At 61.1% G+C, this 18,377-nt stretch carries 17 protein-coding genes and 1 pseudogene; 7 read left to right on the forward strand and 11 right to left on the reverse strand.

Annotation, left to right across the window (positions count from 1 at the left end):
* Positions 1-31 precede the first annotated feature (31 nt).
* The 3 genes from CGZ66_RS04585 to CGZ66_RS04595 all read right to left on the reverse strand — a co-directional run bounded on the left by CGZ66_RS04585 (position 32) and on the right by CGZ66_RS04595 (position 4,034).
* Complete coding sequence (locus CGZ66_RS04585) at positions 32-2,185, reverse strand: xanthine dehydrogenase family protein molybdopterin-binding subunit (RefSeq protein WP_095082032.1); 2,154 nt, start codon at positions 2,183-2,185, stop codon at positions 32-34.
* A 12-nt stretch (positions 2,186-2,197) separates the two neighbouring features.
* Complete coding sequence (locus CGZ66_RS04590) at positions 2,198-2,650, reverse strand: (2Fe-2S)-binding protein (RefSeq protein ID WP_095082034.1); 453 nt, start codon at positions 2,648-2,650, stop codon at positions 2,198-2,200.
* Positions 2,651-2,951: 301 nt separating this feature from the next.
* A complete protein-coding gene (locus CGZ66_RS04595; RefSeq protein WP_095082036.1) occupies positions 2,952-4,034 on the reverse strand; it encodes an LLM class flavin-dependent oxidoreductase in 1,083 nt (360 codons plus the stop codon).
* On the opposite strand from CGZ66_RS04595, the gene CGZ66_RS39785 reads away from it, so the two are divergent.
* Positions 4,015-4,368 (forward strand): hypothetical protein, encoded by a 354-nt coding sequence (locus CGZ66_RS39785; RefSeq protein WP_167391994.1) that lies wholly within the window; start codon positions 4,015-4,017, stop codon positions 4,366-4,368. The two genes, CGZ66_RS04595 and CGZ66_RS39785, sit on opposite strands and share 20 nt — an antisense overlap.
* On the opposite strand, the gene CGZ66_RS04605 is transcribed toward CGZ66_RS39785, so the two are convergent.
* From CGZ66_RS04605 to CGZ66_RS04620, 4 genes are all read right to left on the reverse strand, one after another.
* Positions 4,335-5,936 carry an SDR family oxidoreductase gene (locus CGZ66_RS04605; RefSeq protein WP_095082040.1) on the reverse strand — a complete coding sequence of 534 codons (1,602 nt, stop codon included), beginning with the start codon at positions 5,934-5,936 and terminating at the stop codon, positions 4,335-4,337. The two genes, CGZ66_RS39785 and CGZ66_RS04605, sit on opposite strands and share 34 nt — an antisense overlap.
* 211 nt (positions 5,937-6,147) lie before the next feature.
* The gene (locus tag CGZ66_RS04610; protein ID WP_095082042.1) at positions 6,148-6,687 is read right to left on the reverse strand and encodes a nuclear transport factor 2 family protein; all 540 of its coding nucleotides are present in this window, start codon (positions 6,685-6,687) and stop codon (positions 6,148-6,150) included.
* Between the two features lie 171 nt (positions 6,688-6,858).
* Positions 6,859-7,104: a ferredoxin gene (locus tag CGZ66_RS04615; protein ID WP_095082044.1), complete on the reverse strand. Its 246-nt coding sequence runs from the start codon at positions 7,102-7,104 to the stop codon at positions 6,859-6,861.
* 44 nt (positions 7,105-7,148) lie between these two features.
* Positions 7,149-8,366: a cytochrome P450 gene (locus CGZ66_RS04620; RefSeq protein WP_095082046.1), complete on the reverse strand. Its 1,218-nt coding sequence runs from the start codon at positions 8,364-8,366 to the stop codon at positions 7,149-7,151.
* 1,239 nt (positions 8,367-9,605) lie between these two features.
* On the opposite strand from CGZ66_RS04620, the gene CGZ66_RS04625 reads away from it, so the two are divergent.
* Together CGZ66_RS04625 and rpoN are read left to right on the forward strand one after the other, a co-directional pair.
* Positions 9,606-10,139, forward strand: a complete 534-nt coding sequence (locus CGZ66_RS04625) for a peroxiredoxin (RefSeq protein ID WP_095082048.1) — start codon at positions 9,606-9,608, stop codon at positions 10,137-10,139.
* Positions 10,140-10,290: 151 nt separating this feature from the next.
* Positions 10,291-11,778 (forward strand): RNA polymerase factor sigma-54, encoded by a 1,488-nt coding sequence (gene rpoN / locus CGZ66_RS04630; RefSeq protein WP_095082050.1) that lies wholly within the window; start codon positions 10,291-10,293, stop codon positions 11,776-11,778.
* A gap of 20 nt (positions 11,779-11,798) precedes the next feature.
* Here rpoN and CGZ66_RS04635 read toward each other — a convergent pair whose 3' ends face one another.
* From CGZ66_RS04635 to CGZ66_RS04650, 4 genes are all read right to left on the reverse strand, one after another.
* On the reverse strand, positions 11,799-12,389 hold the full coding sequence (locus tag CGZ66_RS04635; protein WP_095082052.1) for a nitrogen fixation protein NifQ: 591 nt from the start codon (positions 12,387-12,389) through the stop codon (positions 11,799-11,801).
* 30 nt (positions 12,390-12,419) lie between these two features.
* Positions 12,420-12,734, reverse strand: coding sequence for a ferredoxin III, nif-specific (gene fdxB / locus CGZ66_RS04640; RefSeq protein ID WP_095082054.1), 315 nt, complete (start codon positions 12,732-12,734; stop codon positions 12,420-12,422).
* 421 nt (positions 12,735-13,155) lie between these two features.
* Positions 13,156-13,611, reverse strand: a complete 456-nt coding sequence (locus CGZ66_RS04645) for a TroA family protein (RefSeq protein ID WP_143748678.1) — start codon at positions 13,609-13,611, stop codon at positions 13,156-13,158.
* 5 nt (positions 13,612-13,616) lie between these two features.
* Positions 13,617-14,681, reverse strand: a complete 1,065-nt coding sequence (locus CGZ66_RS04650; protein ID WP_095082058.1) for a hemin-degrading factor — start codon at positions 14,679-14,681, stop codon at positions 13,617-13,619.
* Between the two features lie 709 nt (positions 14,682-15,390).
* Between CGZ66_RS04650 and CGZ66_RS04655 the strand changes: the two genes are divergently transcribed.
* The 4 genes and pseudogenes from CGZ66_RS04655 to CGZ66_RS04670 all read left to right on the forward strand — a co-directional run bounded on the left by CGZ66_RS04655 (position 15,391) and on the right by CGZ66_RS04670 (position 18,304).
* Complete coding sequence (locus CGZ66_RS04655; RefSeq protein ID WP_095082060.1) at positions 15,391-15,711, forward strand: iron-sulfur cluster assembly accessory protein; 321 nt, start codon at positions 15,391-15,393, stop codon at positions 15,709-15,711.
* Positions 15,712-15,735: 24 nt separating this feature from the next.
* Positions 15,736-15,960, forward strand: coding sequence for a hypothetical protein (locus CGZ66_RS04660; RefSeq protein WP_095082064.1), 225 nt, complete (start codon positions 15,736-15,738; stop codon positions 15,958-15,960).
* Entirely contained in the window at positions 15,957-17,156 is a 1,200-nt protein-coding gene (nifS, locus tag CGZ66_RS04665; RefSeq protein ID WP_095082066.1) for a cysteine desulfurase NifS, read from the forward strand. The genes CGZ66_RS04660 and nifS overlap by 4 nt, the downstream gene beginning before the upstream one ends.
* A pseudogene (locus tag CGZ66_RS04670) lies at positions 17,153-18,304 on the forward strand (homocitrate synthase/isopropylmalate synthase family protein). The gene nifS and the pseudogene CGZ66_RS04670 overlap by 4 nt, the downstream one beginning before the upstream one ends.
* Positions 18,305-18,377 lie beyond the last annotated feature (73 nt).

Consider the following 18,377-nt stretch of genomic DNA (forward strand, 5'->3'; position numbering starts at 1 on the left):
TTCTCCAATTAACCCTATACCCTGAAAGCGGTCAGATAGATTTGAGGAGTTTGGTGTCTACGGGCAGCGTGCGGATGCGCTTGCCCGTCGCCGCGAAGATCGCATTCGTTAGGGCTGGAAATACCGCCGCGGTTCCAGCCTCGCCCATCCCCCCAGGCGCTTCGGCACTGTTGACGAAGTGTGTCTCCACTACGGGCACTTCATCCATTCGCATCGGAAGATAAGTGTCGAAATTGCCCTGCTCCACCCGCCCGTCCTTCAGCGTGATGGCGCCGTGCGAGGCAGCCGTCAGGCCGAAGATGCAACCGCCTTCCATTTGAGCCGCAATCGTGTCGGGATTGACCTGCAGCCCGCAATCGACCGCACAGACGAGCCGATGAACCTTGACCGTGCCGTCGGTGCCCACCTCGACCTCCGCCACGGTCGCCATGTATGTGCCGAAGGCGAATTGCACCGAAACGCCCCGACCCTGCCTCTGGGGCATCGGTGCTCCCCAACCCGCCTTCTGCGTGGCCAGCGTCAGCACGCCAAGCGCACGCGGATTGTGGCTGAGCAAGGCCTTGCGAAACTCGACAGGATCAGCCTTCGCCGCCGCTGCCAGCTCATCGATGAAGCTTTCGACCACGAAGATATTATGGGTCGCACCAACGCCACGCCACCAGGCGGTGGGAACGGCCGGCGGCTCGACCCTCTTGAATTCAACATGAATGGCAGGAAATGCATAAGGCGGTTGATCCGCTCCCTCGACGCCGTCCGGATCGACACCATTCTGCATGCCAGCAGGAAAATAACGCGCCGTCACCGACGATCCGGAAACGCGGTGAGTCCAGGCAACCAGCTTGCCAGATGCGTCAAGCCCGGCCGACAGCCGGTCATAATAGTAAGGCCGATACATGTCGTGCTGGATGTCTTCCTCGCGGCTCCAGATAACTTTGACTGGCCCGTCCACCTGCTGCGCCACCTTAACGGCATGCTCAATGCCGTCCACCTCCAACCGACGGCCGAAGCCGCCGCCGATCAGATGATTGTGGATGGTGACGGCTTCGACAGGCAAGCCGGTGAGCTGCGCTGCGGTCGTCTGCGCCATGGTGGGCACTTGCGTACCGACCCAGACGTCGCAAGCATCCTTCTTCACATGCACGGTGCAATTCATCGGCTCCATGGTCGCGTGCGCGAGGAACGGCAACTGATAGACAGCTTCCAAGCGCCGGGTCGCACCAGCCAGCGCTTTCTCGACGTCACCTTCACTGCGCGCTACAGCTCCGGGTGTCTTCGAAGCCTCCTTGAGCTGGCGGATGATGTCGGCACTGTTGACAGTGGCGTTCGGCCCCTCGTCCCACTGGATCGCAGCCGCATCGAGGCCTTTCTTGGCAGCGCCCATATGGTCGGCGACAACCGCCACAGCCTGATCGGTCAGGACGACCTGATGGACACCTCTGACAGCCAGAGCCGCTTTTTCGTCGACCGATTTCGGTTTGCCGCCAAATACCGGCGAGATGGCGATTGCGGCGATCTTCATCCCGGGAATTTTAGTGTCGATCCCGAAGACAGTTGTTCCATTGACCTTCCCGGGTGTGTCGAGCCGCCTGTGAGGCTTGCCGATGATTTTGAAGTCCTTCCGATCCTTGAGGGCTACGCTTTCGGGTGCGGGTGCCGGCAGGGTGCCTGCGGCATCGACAAGCTGGCCATAGGCGAGATGGCGGGATCCAGATGTTTCGAAAACCGAGCCGCTCTCGGCGCGACAGGTCTTGGGATCGACGCCCCATTTTTGGGCCGCGGCTTCTAGCAAGAGAGTGCGGGCAACCGCGCCTGCCTGGCGCAGCGGCATCCAGAAAGCGCGGATCGAAGTCGACCCGCCGGTGCTCTGAGGCCCAAACAGAGGATTGCCGTATAGCGCGTCGCTCGCGGGCGACAGTTCGAGGCGAACCTGATCAAGGCCGACGTCAAGCTCCTCTGCGAGCAGCATGGCGTGCGCGGTGTGGATCCCCTGCCCCATCTCGGCCATGGGCATCACCATCGTGGCGATGCCCTGGCGATCGATACGAATGAAGGCATTCGGCGCGAAGCCTGGTGATGCTTGAGCCGCAGCCCTTCGAGGCGACGACGGCAGAGAAAGCGCGACTACGAGACCTCCCCCGGCAGCGAGAAAGTTGCGGCGGTTTAGACGGAGCGACCTGTCGAACATTAGCCTCTATCCTCAAGCGGTCGCACGATGGATGGCAGCACGAATGCGCTGATAGGTGCCGCAGCGGCAGACATTGCCGGACATCGCAGCGTCGATATCAGCGTCGGTGGGCTTCGGTGTGGCTGCAAGGAGAGCGGCAGCCGACATGATCTGGCCGGACTGGCAATAGCCGCATTGCGGCACGTCGAGATCGATCCAGGACTGCTGGAGCGCTTTACCCTGCGGCGTCTCGCCTATGGCCTCGATTGTTGTGATGGAACTCTCCCCGACGCTGTCGATCGGGGTCTGACAGGCGCGCACAGCCTGTCCGTCGAGATGCACCGTGCAAGCACCGCATAAACCGGCACCGCATCCGAACTTGGTACCGGTCATGCCGAGGACATCGCGCAAGACCCACAGCAATGGGGTATCACCATCGGCATCGACCGTGTGAACAGTACCGTTGATCTTGATGTTGGTCGTCATACGGGCCTCGTGTGGAGAGTAGGGTTTGAATTTTCAGTAAGCTGACGGGACAGCGGTGACCGCTCGATCGTGGTTGTCTTCTAATTGGTTTTGGAGCCTTGCAGCACGCTCTCGCTGCTGAATCGCACATGCGGATGGGTGTCCGCCAATTTGGGTTGTGGTGCATGATGGCTGTGAGGCGTTCCGATGGACCTTCGACGGTGCTGAAGATGCTCGTAATGTGCAAATGCATGGCGGCCAGCGGTGTCCGCCGTTGGGCAGTGCTGCCCGATGCCGGCCAGGGCAAGCCAATGGCAGCAATTCAATTCAAGTCGTTGCGAACTTGCAAGCTGCCAGCCTCCGAGGGGCCGAGCGACTTGTTGACCGCCGGGATGATCTTGTCTCCCCAGAGCTCGATCTGGCGTAGCATCGTCTTTTGATCGAAATCCCCCAACTGAGTCTGAATTGCGATCTGGTCCGGTTTCAAGACCTCCATCTCCTCCAACAGCCGATCAATCACGCGATTGACGCTGCCGATCGGCAGGTTCTCGCGCATGGTCTTGAACGACAGATCCTGCTGCGTCGGCGTTTCCTCCAGCAGATAGCCGTCCTGGCTCTGCTGGCGGCGCTGATGCAGTGCTTCAGACAACCGGCGCTGGAAGCGGGCATTGTCGAGGTAACAGTCGATCTCCGCTTCGTCGTCGCTGGCGTAGCAGCAGCGCAGCAACGATATCTTGGCGTCCGTGACATTCTTGCCCTCGGAAGCCGCCGCCTTCTCGATCGAATCGCGCAGAGTGCTCAAAGTCTCCAAGCCGTTGTGGAATGCTGTGACAAAAAAATTATGTCCCTCACGATAGGCCCGGGCCATCCTCTCGGACCCGCCAGCGATCCAGATCGGCGGAGTCGGCTTCTGGACGGTGCGCACCGAAATCGCCGTCGGCGGTATCTTCTCATACCGGCCGTCGTGCTCGAAGATTTTTTGGTTGAGGCCCTTCAGAAGGATGTCCAGATATTCCGAAAAGACCGCCGGCGCCTCATCGATATTCACGCCGAAACGCTCGAACTCGAACTGCTGGTATCCCAGGCCGACGCCGAGTTCGAGACGACCGCTCGCAACGATATCGGCGAAGCCGATCTCGGAAAGCAGGCGCTGGGGTTGATAGAGGGGGAGCACGCAGACGGCGGTGCCGAGGCGAATGGTGTCCGTCAAGCCGGCGCAGTGCGCCACCATCATCAAGGGCGAGGGGATCAGGCTGTAATTGTTGAAGTGGTGTTCGGCGAACCAGGTGGTGTCGAAGCCAGCCTGTTCCGAAAGGACGACCTGTTCGATTGAGTTGCGGATGACGCTGTCGGATGATTGATGATAGCCGCGCTGGGCGGCCAGGATGAAGGTCGCGAATTCCATGGTGTTTCCTTTGTCTGCAGAGGGGGGTTTGGCCGATAACGGTCGCTCGAAATGTGCAAACAAGGCGTTGGCCGCGGTTGATCCAAGCCCTTGTCGGCGGCGTAGTCTTGCGCCAACCCGCTTGCCAGTGGGCGGCGGCAGGCGCGCCTGGAGCGGTTGGGACTGCATCGACCGGTTCGGCGGCGATGACATCTTCGATCGCAGACAGCGTCGCGGGCGCGACGCGCTGAATGGGCGTGAAGGCTTGGACGCCCTCGGCTTCGATGAGCCGCAGCGCGTTGCCTGGCGAATGATCGACAATCAATGCCCGACCTCCGCAAAACATTCGTCATAGAGTTCGCTGGCGTTTCCCGCATCACCGAACGAGGTCCAGCCGCCGTCCACATAGAGGACCGAGCCGTTGATGTATGAGGCGTCGGACGAAGCAAGGAAAAACGCCGCGTGTGCGATGTCTTCCGGCCGCCCCATCCTGCCCATCGGTATGCGTCGTCCGATCGCTTTGGAGTCGATGCGGCCAGCCTTGGCCAACTGGGCAACGCCAGGCGTGCGGATGTAGCCAGGAGCGACGGTTACTGTCCGAATGCCGACCGGCCCGAGTTCGGCCGCCATGCATCGGGTCAGCATGTCCATCCCGGCCTTCGAGGCGCCGTAAGCATGGCGCGGCGCGACAGGGAGAAAGCTGTTGATCGATCCGAGGTTGAGGATCACGCCGCCAGCGCCCATCGCCTTGATCGCCTCGCGCGCGCAGGTGAAGGCGCCGGTAAGGTTTACACCAAGGACGTGTTCAATATCTGCCGGGATTTGTTCGATACCCGCCGCAAAAGTGTCGGCGACGGCAGCACCGTTTACAAGGACATCGACGCGCCCGAAGCGTGCCCGCAGCTCCTCGAACAGCGCCACCACTTCGCTTTCGACGGCCACATCCACGGATTTCGCCAGGTTCTTGCTGTCGAGCGATGCAGCGAGCACCGTCGCCGCATCGCGATCTCTATCGGCAATCACGACGGTGTCACCGTTCGAGGCAAAGCGGCGAACGACGGCCGCGCCTATGCCATTGGCGCCCCCGGTGACGAGCACGATTCGCGCGTCGGTGCGTTCGGCCGGACAGGAGAGTTCGGCTGGAGGCGTCCCATCCACCGGTGCATGCGCATCCCCTGGCTGGTTGAATGACATCCAACCGCCGTCGACCGCCAGCACCGATCCCGTGATGTAGCGCGCCTCCCTGCTGATCAGAAAACGCACGGCGAGGGCGATCTCGACCGGGCGCGCCAAGCGTCCCATAGGCACGCGGCGACGCACCGCCGCAAGGTCGATCTTGCCTGCGCGTTCCAGTTCCGCGACCATCGGCGTGCGCACGTAGCCCGGCGCGACAGCCGTCACGCGGATGCCGCGAGGAGCCCATTCGCATGCAAGCGACTTCGTCAACGAGATCAAGCCCGCTTTCGAGGCTGCGTAGGCGTTGCGCTTGGGGTTGCCGACCACGCCCGCCATGGAAGCTAAGTTGACGATGACACCGCCCGGCCTCATGCGCCTTGCCGCTTCGCGAGCCATGACGAACGGCCCTATCAAGTTTACTGCCAGGTCGCGCCGGAAGGCATCGACACCGGTGTCGACAGTCGCAGCCATGGCGGGTCCAACCGCGGCGTTATTGATGAGAACGCCGATCTGCCCGAACTGTGCTTCGATCCGGCCATAAAGGGCGAGGACATCCCCCTCTCGCGAGACATCGCATTCGAGGCCGAGATGCGGGCAGCCGAGGCTACGGGCAAGTTCAACCACGCCGCTGCCCGGAAGGTCCACCGCAACAACAGTCTCTCCCTCGCGCGCAAGAAGATCGACCAAGGCACGACCGATGCCGCCGGCGGCGCCTGTAATGATGACGATGCGTCCTGCCTGCTTCATGCGCACTTCTCCGCGACAGCCCTCAGTGATCTCAGCCCATCAACGTTGGGTGGTACAACCGGCCGGGTCACGTCCCGATGACGGCCAGTTGCGGCCCAGATAGACGTCGTGCTTTCCGGCAGCGGTATTTTCACGGGGCGGGCTTTCGCCGGGATGGCTATGGCATTGCAAGGTTGTCCCCACTGCTGATGCGGATCTCCGGTTCGAAATCTCAGACGGCAACATGGACGCCACGCTTTCCGAGCGCATAGACCGGATCGTGCGGATACGGTGCTCCAATCGGCCGCCGCGGGCCGAACCGTTCTGCCTCGGCAACCGCTGGTGGGGTCTGCTCCTCGCACCAATCGTAGACGACCGTCCGTTCCGCAATCCGCCACTGACCTTCCCTCTTCTGAAACAGATCGCAGTAACGGCCGCACAGCAGCGTCTGGCGTATTTCTCCGTCGTTGTCCGGTCCCCGTTGCAGGGCAGTAAAATAGCTCTCGACCGTGGCCTCTGCCCGACTAGTGAATTCGATCAGGATGTTCGCGATCTGATGGATGTTGCGCGGTCCGGTCTCGAACACCGCGAGCGCAAACCGAATGAAGCCGTCGGCCGAGCCGCAATAGGCCCCGTGATTGTCTTGCGCATCGGGCCAGTACGAACTGCGCAGCGCCGCCTCATCGGCGCGGTCTATCCCGCGGCAGTACCGGTAGAGGCAGTCGCGGATTGCCTCACGGTCGGTGAGTTCGATTATTTTTTCCTGGTCCATCGGCTCTGTTGCGAATCCTGAGATTGGAAGAGGCGTTTCGCCACCCTGCTGGCGTTTGGGCAGTGGAGCACCTCGATGTCGCAGATATGCCCCTTGCGCGGTTGCACGCGGACAGCGGTGGGACAGGCCGCGCCAGCCTTTTCCGTTGTGCGGTCCCATCGCTCCGCGCATCTAAACTTGCCGGGCTGTCGGTTGGACGGCGTCCAGTTCGACCTGCGCAGCCGGAGCGTGGTCGACTTCCAGCGCACGTTCTGGGCAGGACCTCGCGGCTCGGAACGCAAGCAGTTGCTCCGCCTCCGCAACCTCGATGTCACCGGGCAGGATGGAGCCTTCATCGTCAAGCTTAAAGATGCCGGGCGCTTGCGCCCAGCAGCGCGCGTGACCCTGGCATTTGGCAGTATGGACGATGATGCGCATGGTGCTGTCTCCATTGTCTGCGCCGCGTCTCGGGGCGGCTTTGCTCAGGACCAGTCCAGGATCAGATTTTCGATTCCGAACAAATGGCCGCCATGGGCGATGGGCGCCGTACTTTCCTTGATCCGAAAGGCCGGGATGCGCGACAGCCACTCCTCCAGACCAATGACAATCTCCCGCCGGGCAAGGTGTGAGCCGAGGCAGCGGTGGGGACCGTAGCCGAACGCGGCGTGACGATTTTCCTGTCTCGCCAGATCGATCGTGTTGGGGCGTTCGAATTCCGTCGGGTCACGATTGGCGATCATCGTGGCACAGGAAACATAATCCCCCTTGCGGATGGGCGCGCCCTCGAAGTCAATATCTTTCTTCGCCACGCGGATGATCTGCACCGTTGGATAGGCGCGCAGCAATTCTTCGGCCGCGGGCGCGATCCGGTCCGGTTCGGTGCGCAGCCATTCCTGCTCTTTGAGGTTGCGCGCCAGATAGGCGAGGTCAAAGCCTAAGGCTGCTGCAACTGTGTCAGCCCCCGCGACGAACAGAAGCACGCCCACGCCACGGACTTGCTCATGGGTCAGCGGTCGGCCCTCGACCTTGGCCTGAACGACAAAGGTCATGAAATCGTCGGCCGGTTCCTTACGGCGAACGGCTGCAAGTTCGTCGATGAACGCCACAATTGTGCGGGCTGCCACCTGTCTTTTCTCATCGTCGCCGTGCAGCAGATCTTTGCCCCAGGCCACGAATGTATCGAGTCGGTGATCGGGTAGCCCAAGAAAGCTAAGAAAGATGCTGACCGTGAAAGGAACGGCAAAATCCTTCATGACGTCGCAGCTTGTGCCGGATGCGACGATCCTCTGGATCAGCGCGATCGCTCGTTCGCGAACAGCCGGTTCCAGCACCAGCACCCGCTTGGGCGAAAGCAGCGGACTAAGTAGTGAGCGGAACACGCCATGGGCCGGCGGATCGAGTTCAAGTGGGATCATCGGCCAGTTTTCGCCCAGCGCGGAGGCGAAGATGCTGCGATGGCTGGAAAAGGTTTCGGCATCCTGCAGCACCCGGCGCTGATCTTTGGCGCGAGTGATGACCCAGGTGCCCTGGCCATCGCGCGTATTATAGGGAGAATAAAAGATCGGCGGTCCTTCGTGAACGCAAGCGACCGCTGCGTGCGGATCCCCATTGGGCGTCGGCAGCATGCCAGGCGACGTGAACAGACTGAAGTCCCTCACCATTTCGGGCGGGACATGATCTGGAACTGGGTTGGGGGCCATTTTGACTTCTCCTGAAACGTCAGGCGTTCTTCCGCTCGGTCGAGATCGCACGGCTGGTCATAAGGTCGATCAGCAGCATGTTGCACGTCCCGGCTCAGTGCCTCGAGATTTCCGTTTCGCGATGCAGCGCCTGCGCGCAAGCGCGGATGAGATTGGTTGCGAACTCATGCAGGCAGGGTGTCCACGTCGTCCTTGGTCCATAAAGCACCTCAGCCGCCTACTCGCGTTTAGCTGACAGACTGGTCAAACCCCGCTGAGCTGCGAAGCCCTGCTGATGACCACTCTGACAAGATCATCGGAGCAAGTTGCGTGCCGATTAGCGTACCGTTTGCGTTGCACCGCTTGCACCGCGTTGCGGGCTTGGCGACCCTTGGTCGCCTTGCTACATTCTTGTCCGACTTCGGACACAAGAACATGTGCGGTCAGACACGCACGGCAGCGCAAATGAAGATATCTCGATCACCGCGACGCGAGCCCGCGCGTCCCGGCCCTTGGGCACTAGCTAGAGCTGGAGGGCGGCAAAGACCTCTTCGATGCGGGTAGGGAATAGCAACAGCGCGCGATCTTAGATGCTGACAGGTGTCTTCGCAGAACGCCGCGCATGCAGGAACACAATAGAGAAATAGACTCGCGCGGTCGCTGCAGTCCCCGCCGGTGTACGGTAAGGCATCGGTCCGGCTGTCCGGAAACGGTTGGTCTTTCCCGAACCGGCGCAGAACTGCCGATTATCCAACCATACTGCAGTCTTGCCCGATCCGGGTGACCAGTCGATTATTCCGCGCCTGTCGGCTACGCACGGCGCTCCCGCACAAGCCCAAAAAGGTCTTCGCAAAACTCGTCAGATTCACTGCCTTCGAGGGGTTGGCATGGCGCTTGCTCTTCGTCGTTAGAGCCCATCAAGGCACCAAGAAGGCAACAACGAACCATGGCTGAGACGCGAAGCTCCATACAAGCGCCCCAGGAGATCGTACCGATTCCGGGCCCACATCGGGACGCCGTCCCCTCCAGACATCGATGGTCGGTGGCTACTTTGCACATGAGTGCTTCGAGGCCGACAGGCCAAGGCATGGCGCTCGCCCAATCGCGGTTTGCCAGCCCTGCTCGGCGTGTGAGCGCCGGCGAGACGAATAGCCAACACGCAACCGATAGACCGAATGATCGGCGAGCCAGCCCCAGCCCGGTGTCGCGTCAGCCAACCGAGAAACAATGCGCCACCCTTCAATTAGAGGAGAAACATAGATGACCGTTAAAAAGAAGGTTCCCTTCGTCACCTTTCGCACGCGTGTTCGCGACAAGTCGATCGAGGGGCCAAATCCATACCGCTGGGAAGACAAGACATCCGACGACTATTTCAGCGGCAAGCGCGTCATCCTGTTCTCGCTTCCTGGTGCCTTCACCCCGACCTGCTCGACCTACCAACTGCCCAATTTCGAAGAGCTCTATGACGAGTTTCAGAAGGAGGGGATTAACGCCGTCTACTGCGTCTCCGTCAACGACGCCTTCGTCATGAATGCGTGGGCGAAGTCCTTGGGACTGGAGAAGGTCGAGCTTATCCCGGACGGCAAAGGCGAGTTCACGCGCAAGATGGGTATGCTGGTCGCCAAGGACAATCTGGGCTTCGGCATGCGCTCCTGGCGCTACGCGGCCCTGATCGAGAATGGCGTGGTGGAGAAGTGGTTCGAGGAGGAAGGCTTCTCGGACAACTGCGAGACCGACCCCTATGGCGTCTCGTCCCCGCAGAACGTTCTTGAAACGCTGAAGGCCGCCGCATGAACCTTGTGCATGTCGCCCAAAGTGCGCAGCGGGGACATGCAAAGACACAAGACTCTAAAGCGCCTCGCCTGAGGCCCTCCAGCCGCGATGCGCTTTAGAGGGGTCGACGTTTCAATGCCCAAGGGTTCCCTCGAGAGGATTGGCGCTAACCATGCAACCCACAGCAAGCCTGCTTCAGCGCCAGCAGCAATCCATGGTGGCATCGCCTCAACTCATTGAGTCGATACGCTTGCTGCAACTGGCGCATGCCGAACTGCATCAGTACGTGGAGCGGGAACTCGAGAAGAACCCGCTGTTGGAAACAGCGTCGGACGACGAGGGGCCTGTCGGCGACGCTTCCTCGAATTCGGAGAGGGATCCGCAGGTCGGCGCAGGCGGCAACAACGTCGACGGTCCGATCAGGGCCGGTTCCCCGGATCGGGTCGGGCAACGGAAATCACAGCGCAACACGACGAACGATGCGACGGGAAGTCGCCCTGCCCCCGAGGAATTTGTCGCCCTCACCGAAACCTTGCATGACCATGTCGCTCGTCAGATCGCCCTCACCGCATTTACACCGCAGGAGCGGCTGATTGCTGGCCTGCTTGCAGCTGATCTGGAAGACACTGGCTACCTCCGGGTAGACCTCTCGGATCTGGCCGGCAGCCTAAACATCCGGGAGGCTGATGTGGAACGGGTTCTCGGAACCTTGCAACAGTTTGATCCACCCGGGATTTTTGCGAGAACTCTCAGCGAATGCCTGGAAATACAGTTGCGCCAGCGAGACCGGTTCGACCCCGCGATGGCAGCTTTGGTTGCCAATCTTGACAAGCTTGCGCGACGTGATTTTCAGACCTTGAAGCAGCGTTGCGGCGTTGATGAGGACGACCTGCTCGAGATGTTGCATGAAATCCGTGCGCTCGACCCCAAGCCTGGAAACCGATTCCAATCCGGAGAGCCCCAATCCATCATACCCGACGTCTGGGTCATGCCCTCGCCCGGAGGTGGATGGCATATAGAACTTGATCCAGAGACGCTGCCCAAAGTGTTGATTAATCAGACCTATTTCGCCGAAGTCTCACGCCTGACCGCCAAAGGTTCGAAAGATCAAGCATTTCTCAACGAGTGCCTCGAAAGCGCGAACTGGCTAATCAGAAGCCTCGATCAGCGCGCCAAGACGATCCTGAAGGTTGCGGCTGAAATCGTCCGCCAGCAGGATGGCTTCTTGGAACATGGCGTCGATCACCTGCGGCCTCTCACTCTGAAGACTGTCGCTGACGCGATCAAACTGCATGAGTCGACGGTAAGTCGAGTGACGTCGAACAAATACATGCTTACGCCGCGCGGCGTGTTCGAACTGAAGTATTTTTTTACTGTCCCGATCGCCTCCTCGCAAGGCGGCGACGCGCACTCCGCCGAGGCGGTTCGTCACCGGATCAAGGCGATCATCGCGCTGGAATCGCCCAAAGACGTACTTTCTGACGAGGACATCGTTCTCCGGCTCAAGGAAACCGGTGTCGACGTCGCGCGACGCACAGTCACAAAATATCGCGAAGCGATGAACATCCCCTCCTCCGTGCAGCGGCGGCGGGAAAAGCGCTTATCGCTTAATGGCGATAAACCCTTGCCGCCTCGTACCCATGACGGTAGCGCTCCCTAAACGGAAATCGATCCCGGGCCTTATCCGCGGCTTTCGCCTTCCTCAGCGCCGAAACAATTTTCGAAATCATTGCATTGTCCGCAACTGGGCGCGGTGCACAGCGAAAAGCCTTCGGCCTCGCAGAGCTTGCGGTAAAAGTACTTTTTCCATTTCATGTTTTGGGTGTTTCCGGACGCCAGCCGCGGAAAATGCGTGGCAAGCAAGCGGCTGAGCTCGGCACGATTGAAAAGGCCAAGGTCTTGCCAGAGATGGTCGTTGCGCATGGCACGCCGTGCGATGATCTTGGCGAAACGGGCGCCCGACGGGTCTCCTGGCCGGGCATGCGCGAGCAAGAGATCGCGCAGAAGTTCTTCCTCCAGGCTCGGCTCGGGGTCGCTCGCCTCTTCCAAGGCGAAAGTGTTGATAGCAGTTGCGGGGAAATCGCGGGCCAGGACATCCTGCAACTCGGCGCGCGAAAGGCCGGTTGCCTCGGTGGCCGTCGTGCCGCCGGCCTCAACCTCCTTGAGCGCCCGCGCGAAGATGCAGGCAAGCACATGCTGGTCGAACCCCGTGCCTATCTCAGCCCACGGCCATTGGCCAGTGCCGCGGCAACCGTGGTGATGGGCAAACATGGTGCCGTTCTCCCAGTCTGTTGCGTCAGATTATGGGGCGACCTGGTCGGCCGCGACATGCGTCTGACAGTTCTTCGGGCAGACGCGAGCGCAGGCGCCGCATCCGATACAGCGGCCGGCATGGTCGACCACCATGATCATGCGATTGAGCTCGCCGTCGAAGTCATCGTCCTCGCCGTCACAGATGCCAAGGATCTCACCCTCGTCATCGACGCCGTAAAGGTGCATGACCTCGCGCGAGCAGACTTTGAAACAGCGGCCGCACCCGATGCAGGTCGTGCCGTCGATAGCGGTCAGATATTGCGGCATCCATCCGGAACCGTCGCGGGTGACGAAAGCGTTCATGGTGAATTCTCCGGCCCAGCGAGTTCTCTTGCAGCTACCGAGCACCCTTCGTGCCAGCGCGGCCGAGTAGTAAGATGAGCGCTGCGTTCCCGCCATATCAACAGCGATGAAGGCCAGGGACGTTTTATGTCGGAATCCCGAACTGGTCTCAATCGGGCTCTGATCCGGTTCAGATATTGCATCGTCTGCAGGCCATCAATCACGCGATCCAGCCGGCCGATGCGCAGGTTGTCATGCACAGACTGGACGATAGGTCCTGCTGCTTCGGGGTTTTGCGCAGCAGATTGCCGTGCTGGCTCTGTCGCGGCGCTGATGCAGCGCTTCAGGCTGCTAGCGCTGGACGCAGGCATCGTCGAGATAGCTGCTGATTTCCGCCTCGTCGTCGCCGGACGACAGCTGCATGATGCCGCCGCAGGCGGTGTCATGCAGCTGTCGGAGGCGGGCAGTTTCCCGGCCTTTCCTTGCCGACGACGTATATCATTCGAGGATACCTTTGTTGCGACCGTCCTCTGGCAGCTTGATCAAAGGGTGTACGCCACTTTGCATCGATCGCGTCCTCTCGGCGGCTGCCGTGGACGGCCAGAACGCCGGACCGACTGACGGACGGAGCACCCTCCGCCAACAGCCGTTGCACGTTGCCGACAATGTGCCGCTTCAGTGAAGCGTTCGGGTCGTAGCTGGTCGAATCGCGAGCCACGAGGGGGCGCTCCTCGCCAAGCGCATAGATGATCTCGGTGACAGACCCGCCGATCGAGGTGATCCGCAGCGGATCGGAAAAGACAGCTGCGCCCTGACTGCGCTCGGCAGGCAACGCGGCGGCCAGCAGGAGGCCGAGCATCAGCGCGAGCAGGGAGCGTAAAGGGAAGGCAACACACATGGTCGTTATCTCACGCTGCTGACGGGGGTTGGGATACGTGGCAGGTTCTCGGCCAGAAACCGCCAGTCACCGCGTTCGCGGTCGCCTTCATAGCGCTGCCCGAAGAACTGGATGATCATTCTGCCGTCGGCGCCATAGGCTTCGAGCGACGTGATATGACCGTCCCTGGTCGGCTTGCGCACGGCCCAGACTTCGCGGATGTGATGGGTTCTCAGATGCAGGTGGAAGGTCGCGTCGAGCACATTGATCCACGGGCCGATCGGCTTGACCGACTTGACCGGACCGGAATGAATCTGAATGCAACCACGATTTCCGACGAAGCACATGATCGGCATCTCGTCTTCGGCCGCGCACTGGAACATGGCGCCAATGGCAGCATTGTCGAGCAGCCAGGCGTATTCCTGGCCGACCATCCGCATCGCCTCGCAGCGGCTGAGCTTCAGCGTCTTCAGCATATCGAAGAACTGATGCACGTCGGTCAGCCGACTCCAGTGGTCGCGTAGATCCTCGACCGTGGCGGCTTGGTCCGGAATCTCAGCATCGTCAGCTTCGCTCGCCTTAGCCGACACGATCGGCTCCTGGTTTGAGGATTCGAGCTGCGCCACCAGCTTCTGATAGGCATAGAGGTTGGAGGCCGGCCTGACGTGCACCTTGTGCACCGCCTTGCCGTCGGCATCGAAGAATTGCAGGCTGCGGTGGATGTCGCCGCCATCGCGCTTTTCGACGGCAAAACCGTGCTCCCACACCTTCGGGAAGATGCGCAGGTTGATCTCATCGCCAAGCACCATGGCATGGTGGTTGCCGGTTACCACCTTGTCGTAGATGCCGATCTTCTCGTGCACGGCGCTTTCATTGCGGGTCTGCGCCATCACCTCGCCAACCGCTTCGAGGCCGGTCAACAGGTCGTTGACGCGCGGCTCGATGCGAACCGCGTCGAAACCACAATCGGCGGCAACCAGTTCGGCTTCCGAAATCCCCAATTGGGCGGCGAGATCGGGCTCGCGGATTTTCGGACTGTCTTTGCGTGCACGCCGGATTTGCTCGGGCGAGGGCTTCTCGCGCTGCTCCATGTCCTATCCCCTGCTTCCACATACGTTTTGATCATCGATGCCATGCCGGCTGATCTCCAGCCGACGGGGCGCGCCTTGATGCTCGACCCGGTCTTGTGCTCGCCGAGAACAGAGTGTTGCTGGAGAGCCGTCCGGCACCCCTCGAAACGCGCGCGCGTACCAACTGAACTGCGGACGATGGCCGACAGGCACATGCCGGTCCCATCTCACTTCAGTCGACGGCCACTAGCCGGTGGTGAGCGATTGTGGATGCCGACGCCAATTGGCCGATCAGGGGTTCGGATTCTACGGACGGTGCTTAATTCCCATTGAAGGCGGAGCTGGTTCGGACCTGACATGTTGCTTTCCTTCCTGGCATCGATCACGAGGCTACCCAAGAGATGAATATCCGTCGACCAGTCTTGGGCCTCGCCGAAAGGGCAGGTTCAAAAGTCGTGCCAATTGCGCGGAAGCAGGCGCAGGACGGATCTTCGGCATGCTCGTCAATGGCTTACGTGCAAGCGCAGCCGGATCTGAAGCCGAACATCGCTGTGTGCCTTACTCGACACACCTGACGGGGACCTGTCGGTTACCCGACGTCGTCCCAACGATGGCACGCGAGATTCACGGCAGAGTCAGGGATATCGCACTGTTTGAAGCGGTTTTTTCCTTTGGCACGGTCCATGCATGATGATCCGCAGTACGTCACGGACTGAGGAGAGATCGAACCATGATTACGCTCACCGACAACGCCGTTGCCGCCGTCAAGGCCGCACTTTCCCGCGCCAGCGAGCCGGTTGAAGGCTTTCGCATCATGGTCCAGGCCGGCGGTTGCGCCGGCTTCCAATACCTGATGGGCCTGGAGAGCGTCGAGCGCGAAGGCGATGCCATTATAACGGCGGATGGGGTCAAGGTGTTCGTGGACGTAGGCTCCCAACCCCACGTCGCCGGTATGACCGTCGACTTCGTTACGGAGATCGAATCCTCCGGTTTTGTCTTCGATAATCCCAACGCGCGGGACAAGTGTGGCTGCGGCAAGTCCTTCGGCTGATCGCCCCAGAGAAGGAAAAGAGGCATGTTGGACTATAGCGACAAGGTCAAGGGATGCTTTTTCGTCCCGAAGAATGCCGGCATTCTGGAAACAGCCACTGCACTGTGTAAGGTCAAAGCCATTTACAAACTGACGGGCACCGGCAGCGGCGGCCGGTTCGCCGTCAGCATCAACCACGTGTGCCAGAAGCTCAATGCGACGTGGCTCGCGCTTCGCATCATTCCGATCGACTGTGAATCGTGCGCATGAGGACTGTCTATCTCGACAACAACGCAACGACGCGGGTCGACCCTGATGTCGTTCGAACGATGCTGCCGTTCTTTTCGGAGCAATTTGGCAACCCTTCGTCGATGCACAGTCTTGGCGCCTCGGTCGGTGCAGCGGTTGGAAAGGCGCGTCGGCAGGTACAAGCGCTGATCGGCGCGGAGTTCGACGATGAGGTCATCTTCACCTCTGGCGGGACGGAAAGCGACAATGCCGCGATTCTTTCGGCGCTCGAAGTGATGCCCAATCGAGCAGAGATCGTGACTTCTGCCGTCGAGCATCCGGCCGTGCTGACGCTGTGTGCACACCTTGAGAGGACGCGCGGCGTCAAGGTGCACACAATCCCCGTGGATCGCCGTGGCCGGCTCGACCTGGACGCCTACAGGGTCGCCCTCACGCCAAAAGTCGCAATCGTCTCGATCATGTGGGCGAACAATGAGACTGGTACGATCTTTCCAGTGGCCGAGCTTGCCGACTTGGCCAAGGAAGTCGGCGCCCTTTTCCATACCGATGCCGTGCAGACGGTGGGCAGACTCCCGATAGAGCTGAAATCGACGGCAGTCGACATGCTGTCGCTCTCCGGCCACAAGCTGTATGGGCCGAAAGGGATCGGCGCGCTTTATGTAAGGCGCGGCGTGGCCTTCTGCTCATTGATCAAGGGGGGGCACCAAGAGCGCGACCGGCGCGCGGGCACCGAGAACACGCCGGGCATCGTCGGGCTGGGGATGGCGGCCGAACTTGCCTTGAAATTCATGGAGGACGAGGCTACGCGGGTAAAGTCGCTCCGCGACCGCCTCGAGGACGGGATCCTCCAGCATATCCCAAACAGCTTCGTCGCTGGCGATTCGCTTGAGCGGTTGCCGAACACCGCTAACATTGCCTTCCAAGATATCGAAGGCGATGCAATCCCACTTCTTCTCGGCCGCCTCGGCATCGCCTGTTCCTCCGGCTCTGCCTGCACCTCTGGATCGCTGGAGCCGAGCCATGTCTTGCGGGCGATGAAAATGCCATACGCAACAGTCCGCTTCTCCTTCGGGCGCCAGAATGGCGAAGCGGACGTCGATCGGGTGCTCGAGGTCGTGCCCGCAATCGTGGAAAGGCTGCGTGGGCCCGGCAGGCGAAGCGCTGAAGACCGTCAATCCGGTCTATGCCTGGGCAGCACGAGAACCGGCAGCTCATGAACCGTCGGATCTTTCTCAGCGATACGACATTGCGCGATGGTGAGCAGGCACCCGGCGTCGCCTTCACGACAGGCGGAAAAGCTGGAGCTTGCCGATTCTCTCGCCGCAGCCGGCGTCCCAGAAATCGAGATCGGCACGCCCGTCATGGGCGCCGACGAGATCGAAGCAATTCGCGCCGCGGTTGCGCGGAGTCTCCCGGTTCGGCTAACGGCATGGTGCCGGATAACGTCGCAGGATCTCGATGCAGCGATCGAGAGCGGCGTCTCCGCCATCGATCTGTCGCTGCCTGCATCGGACATCCAACTCGCCACAAAGCTAGGTCTCGATCATGCAGGAGCGCTTCAGGTCATCGAGTATATGGTCGGACGCGCAGCCGCCGGCGGTTTCTTCGTCGCCGTGGGCTGCGAGGATGCCTCGCGGGCCGATCGGGATCATCTCGCTCGCGTTGTCGAAACAGCCGCGCGCGCCGGCGCCAGCCGTGTCAGGCTGGCCGACACAGTCGGCGTTCTCGATCCGTTTTCGATTTTCGAACTGTCGCCCAGGTCGCGGCGCAGTCTCCTATCGATATAGAATTTCATGGGCACAACGATCTCGGCCTCGCTGCCGCCAACACGCTGGCCGCGATACGCGCCGGCGCGCGCCATGCCTCCGTCACCGTTCTCGGGCTCGGCGAGCGCGTCGGCAATGCCGCGCTGGAAGAGGTGGCTACCGCGATGGCGGTCCTCGGCGGCCCAGACACGGGCCTAGAGCTGGCCGCATTGCCCGCCTTGGCGGCCCAGGTGACGCAGGTCGACCGGCGGACGACAGCAGCCATCAAGCCGGTTGTCGGCGCCGATGTTTTCACTCACGAATCCGGCATTCACGTCGCCGGGATGCTGAAGGACCCGCGTACCTATCAGGGACTGGATCCGGCTCTCGTGGGCCGCTGCCGGCGTATCGTCATCGGTAAGCATTCCGGCGCCACCGCGATTGCTCATGTGCTGGGCGAAAGCGGCCGCGATCTCGACCCGGATCTGGCAGCCGCGATGGTTGCCCGTGTCCGCCGCATGGCAGCCGAGATCAAATCGACCGTCACCGCAGCTCAACTGGTCGAGCCCTACGATAGACTGCGCAGCGAGACGGCTGGCCGAAGCCTTGCATTCCACTGAGGCGGACGATGTCGTTTTTCCTCGCCATCCGTTCCGCCAGGATAGCAGCCGCGGCTTGTGGCGCAAAAAGCCG

It is taken from the genome of Mesorhizobium sophorae (assembly GCF_002270415.1).
Classification (GTDB): Bacteria; Pseudomonadota; Alphaproteobacteria; order Rhizobiales; family Rhizobiaceae; genus Mesorhizobium; species Mesorhizobium sophorae.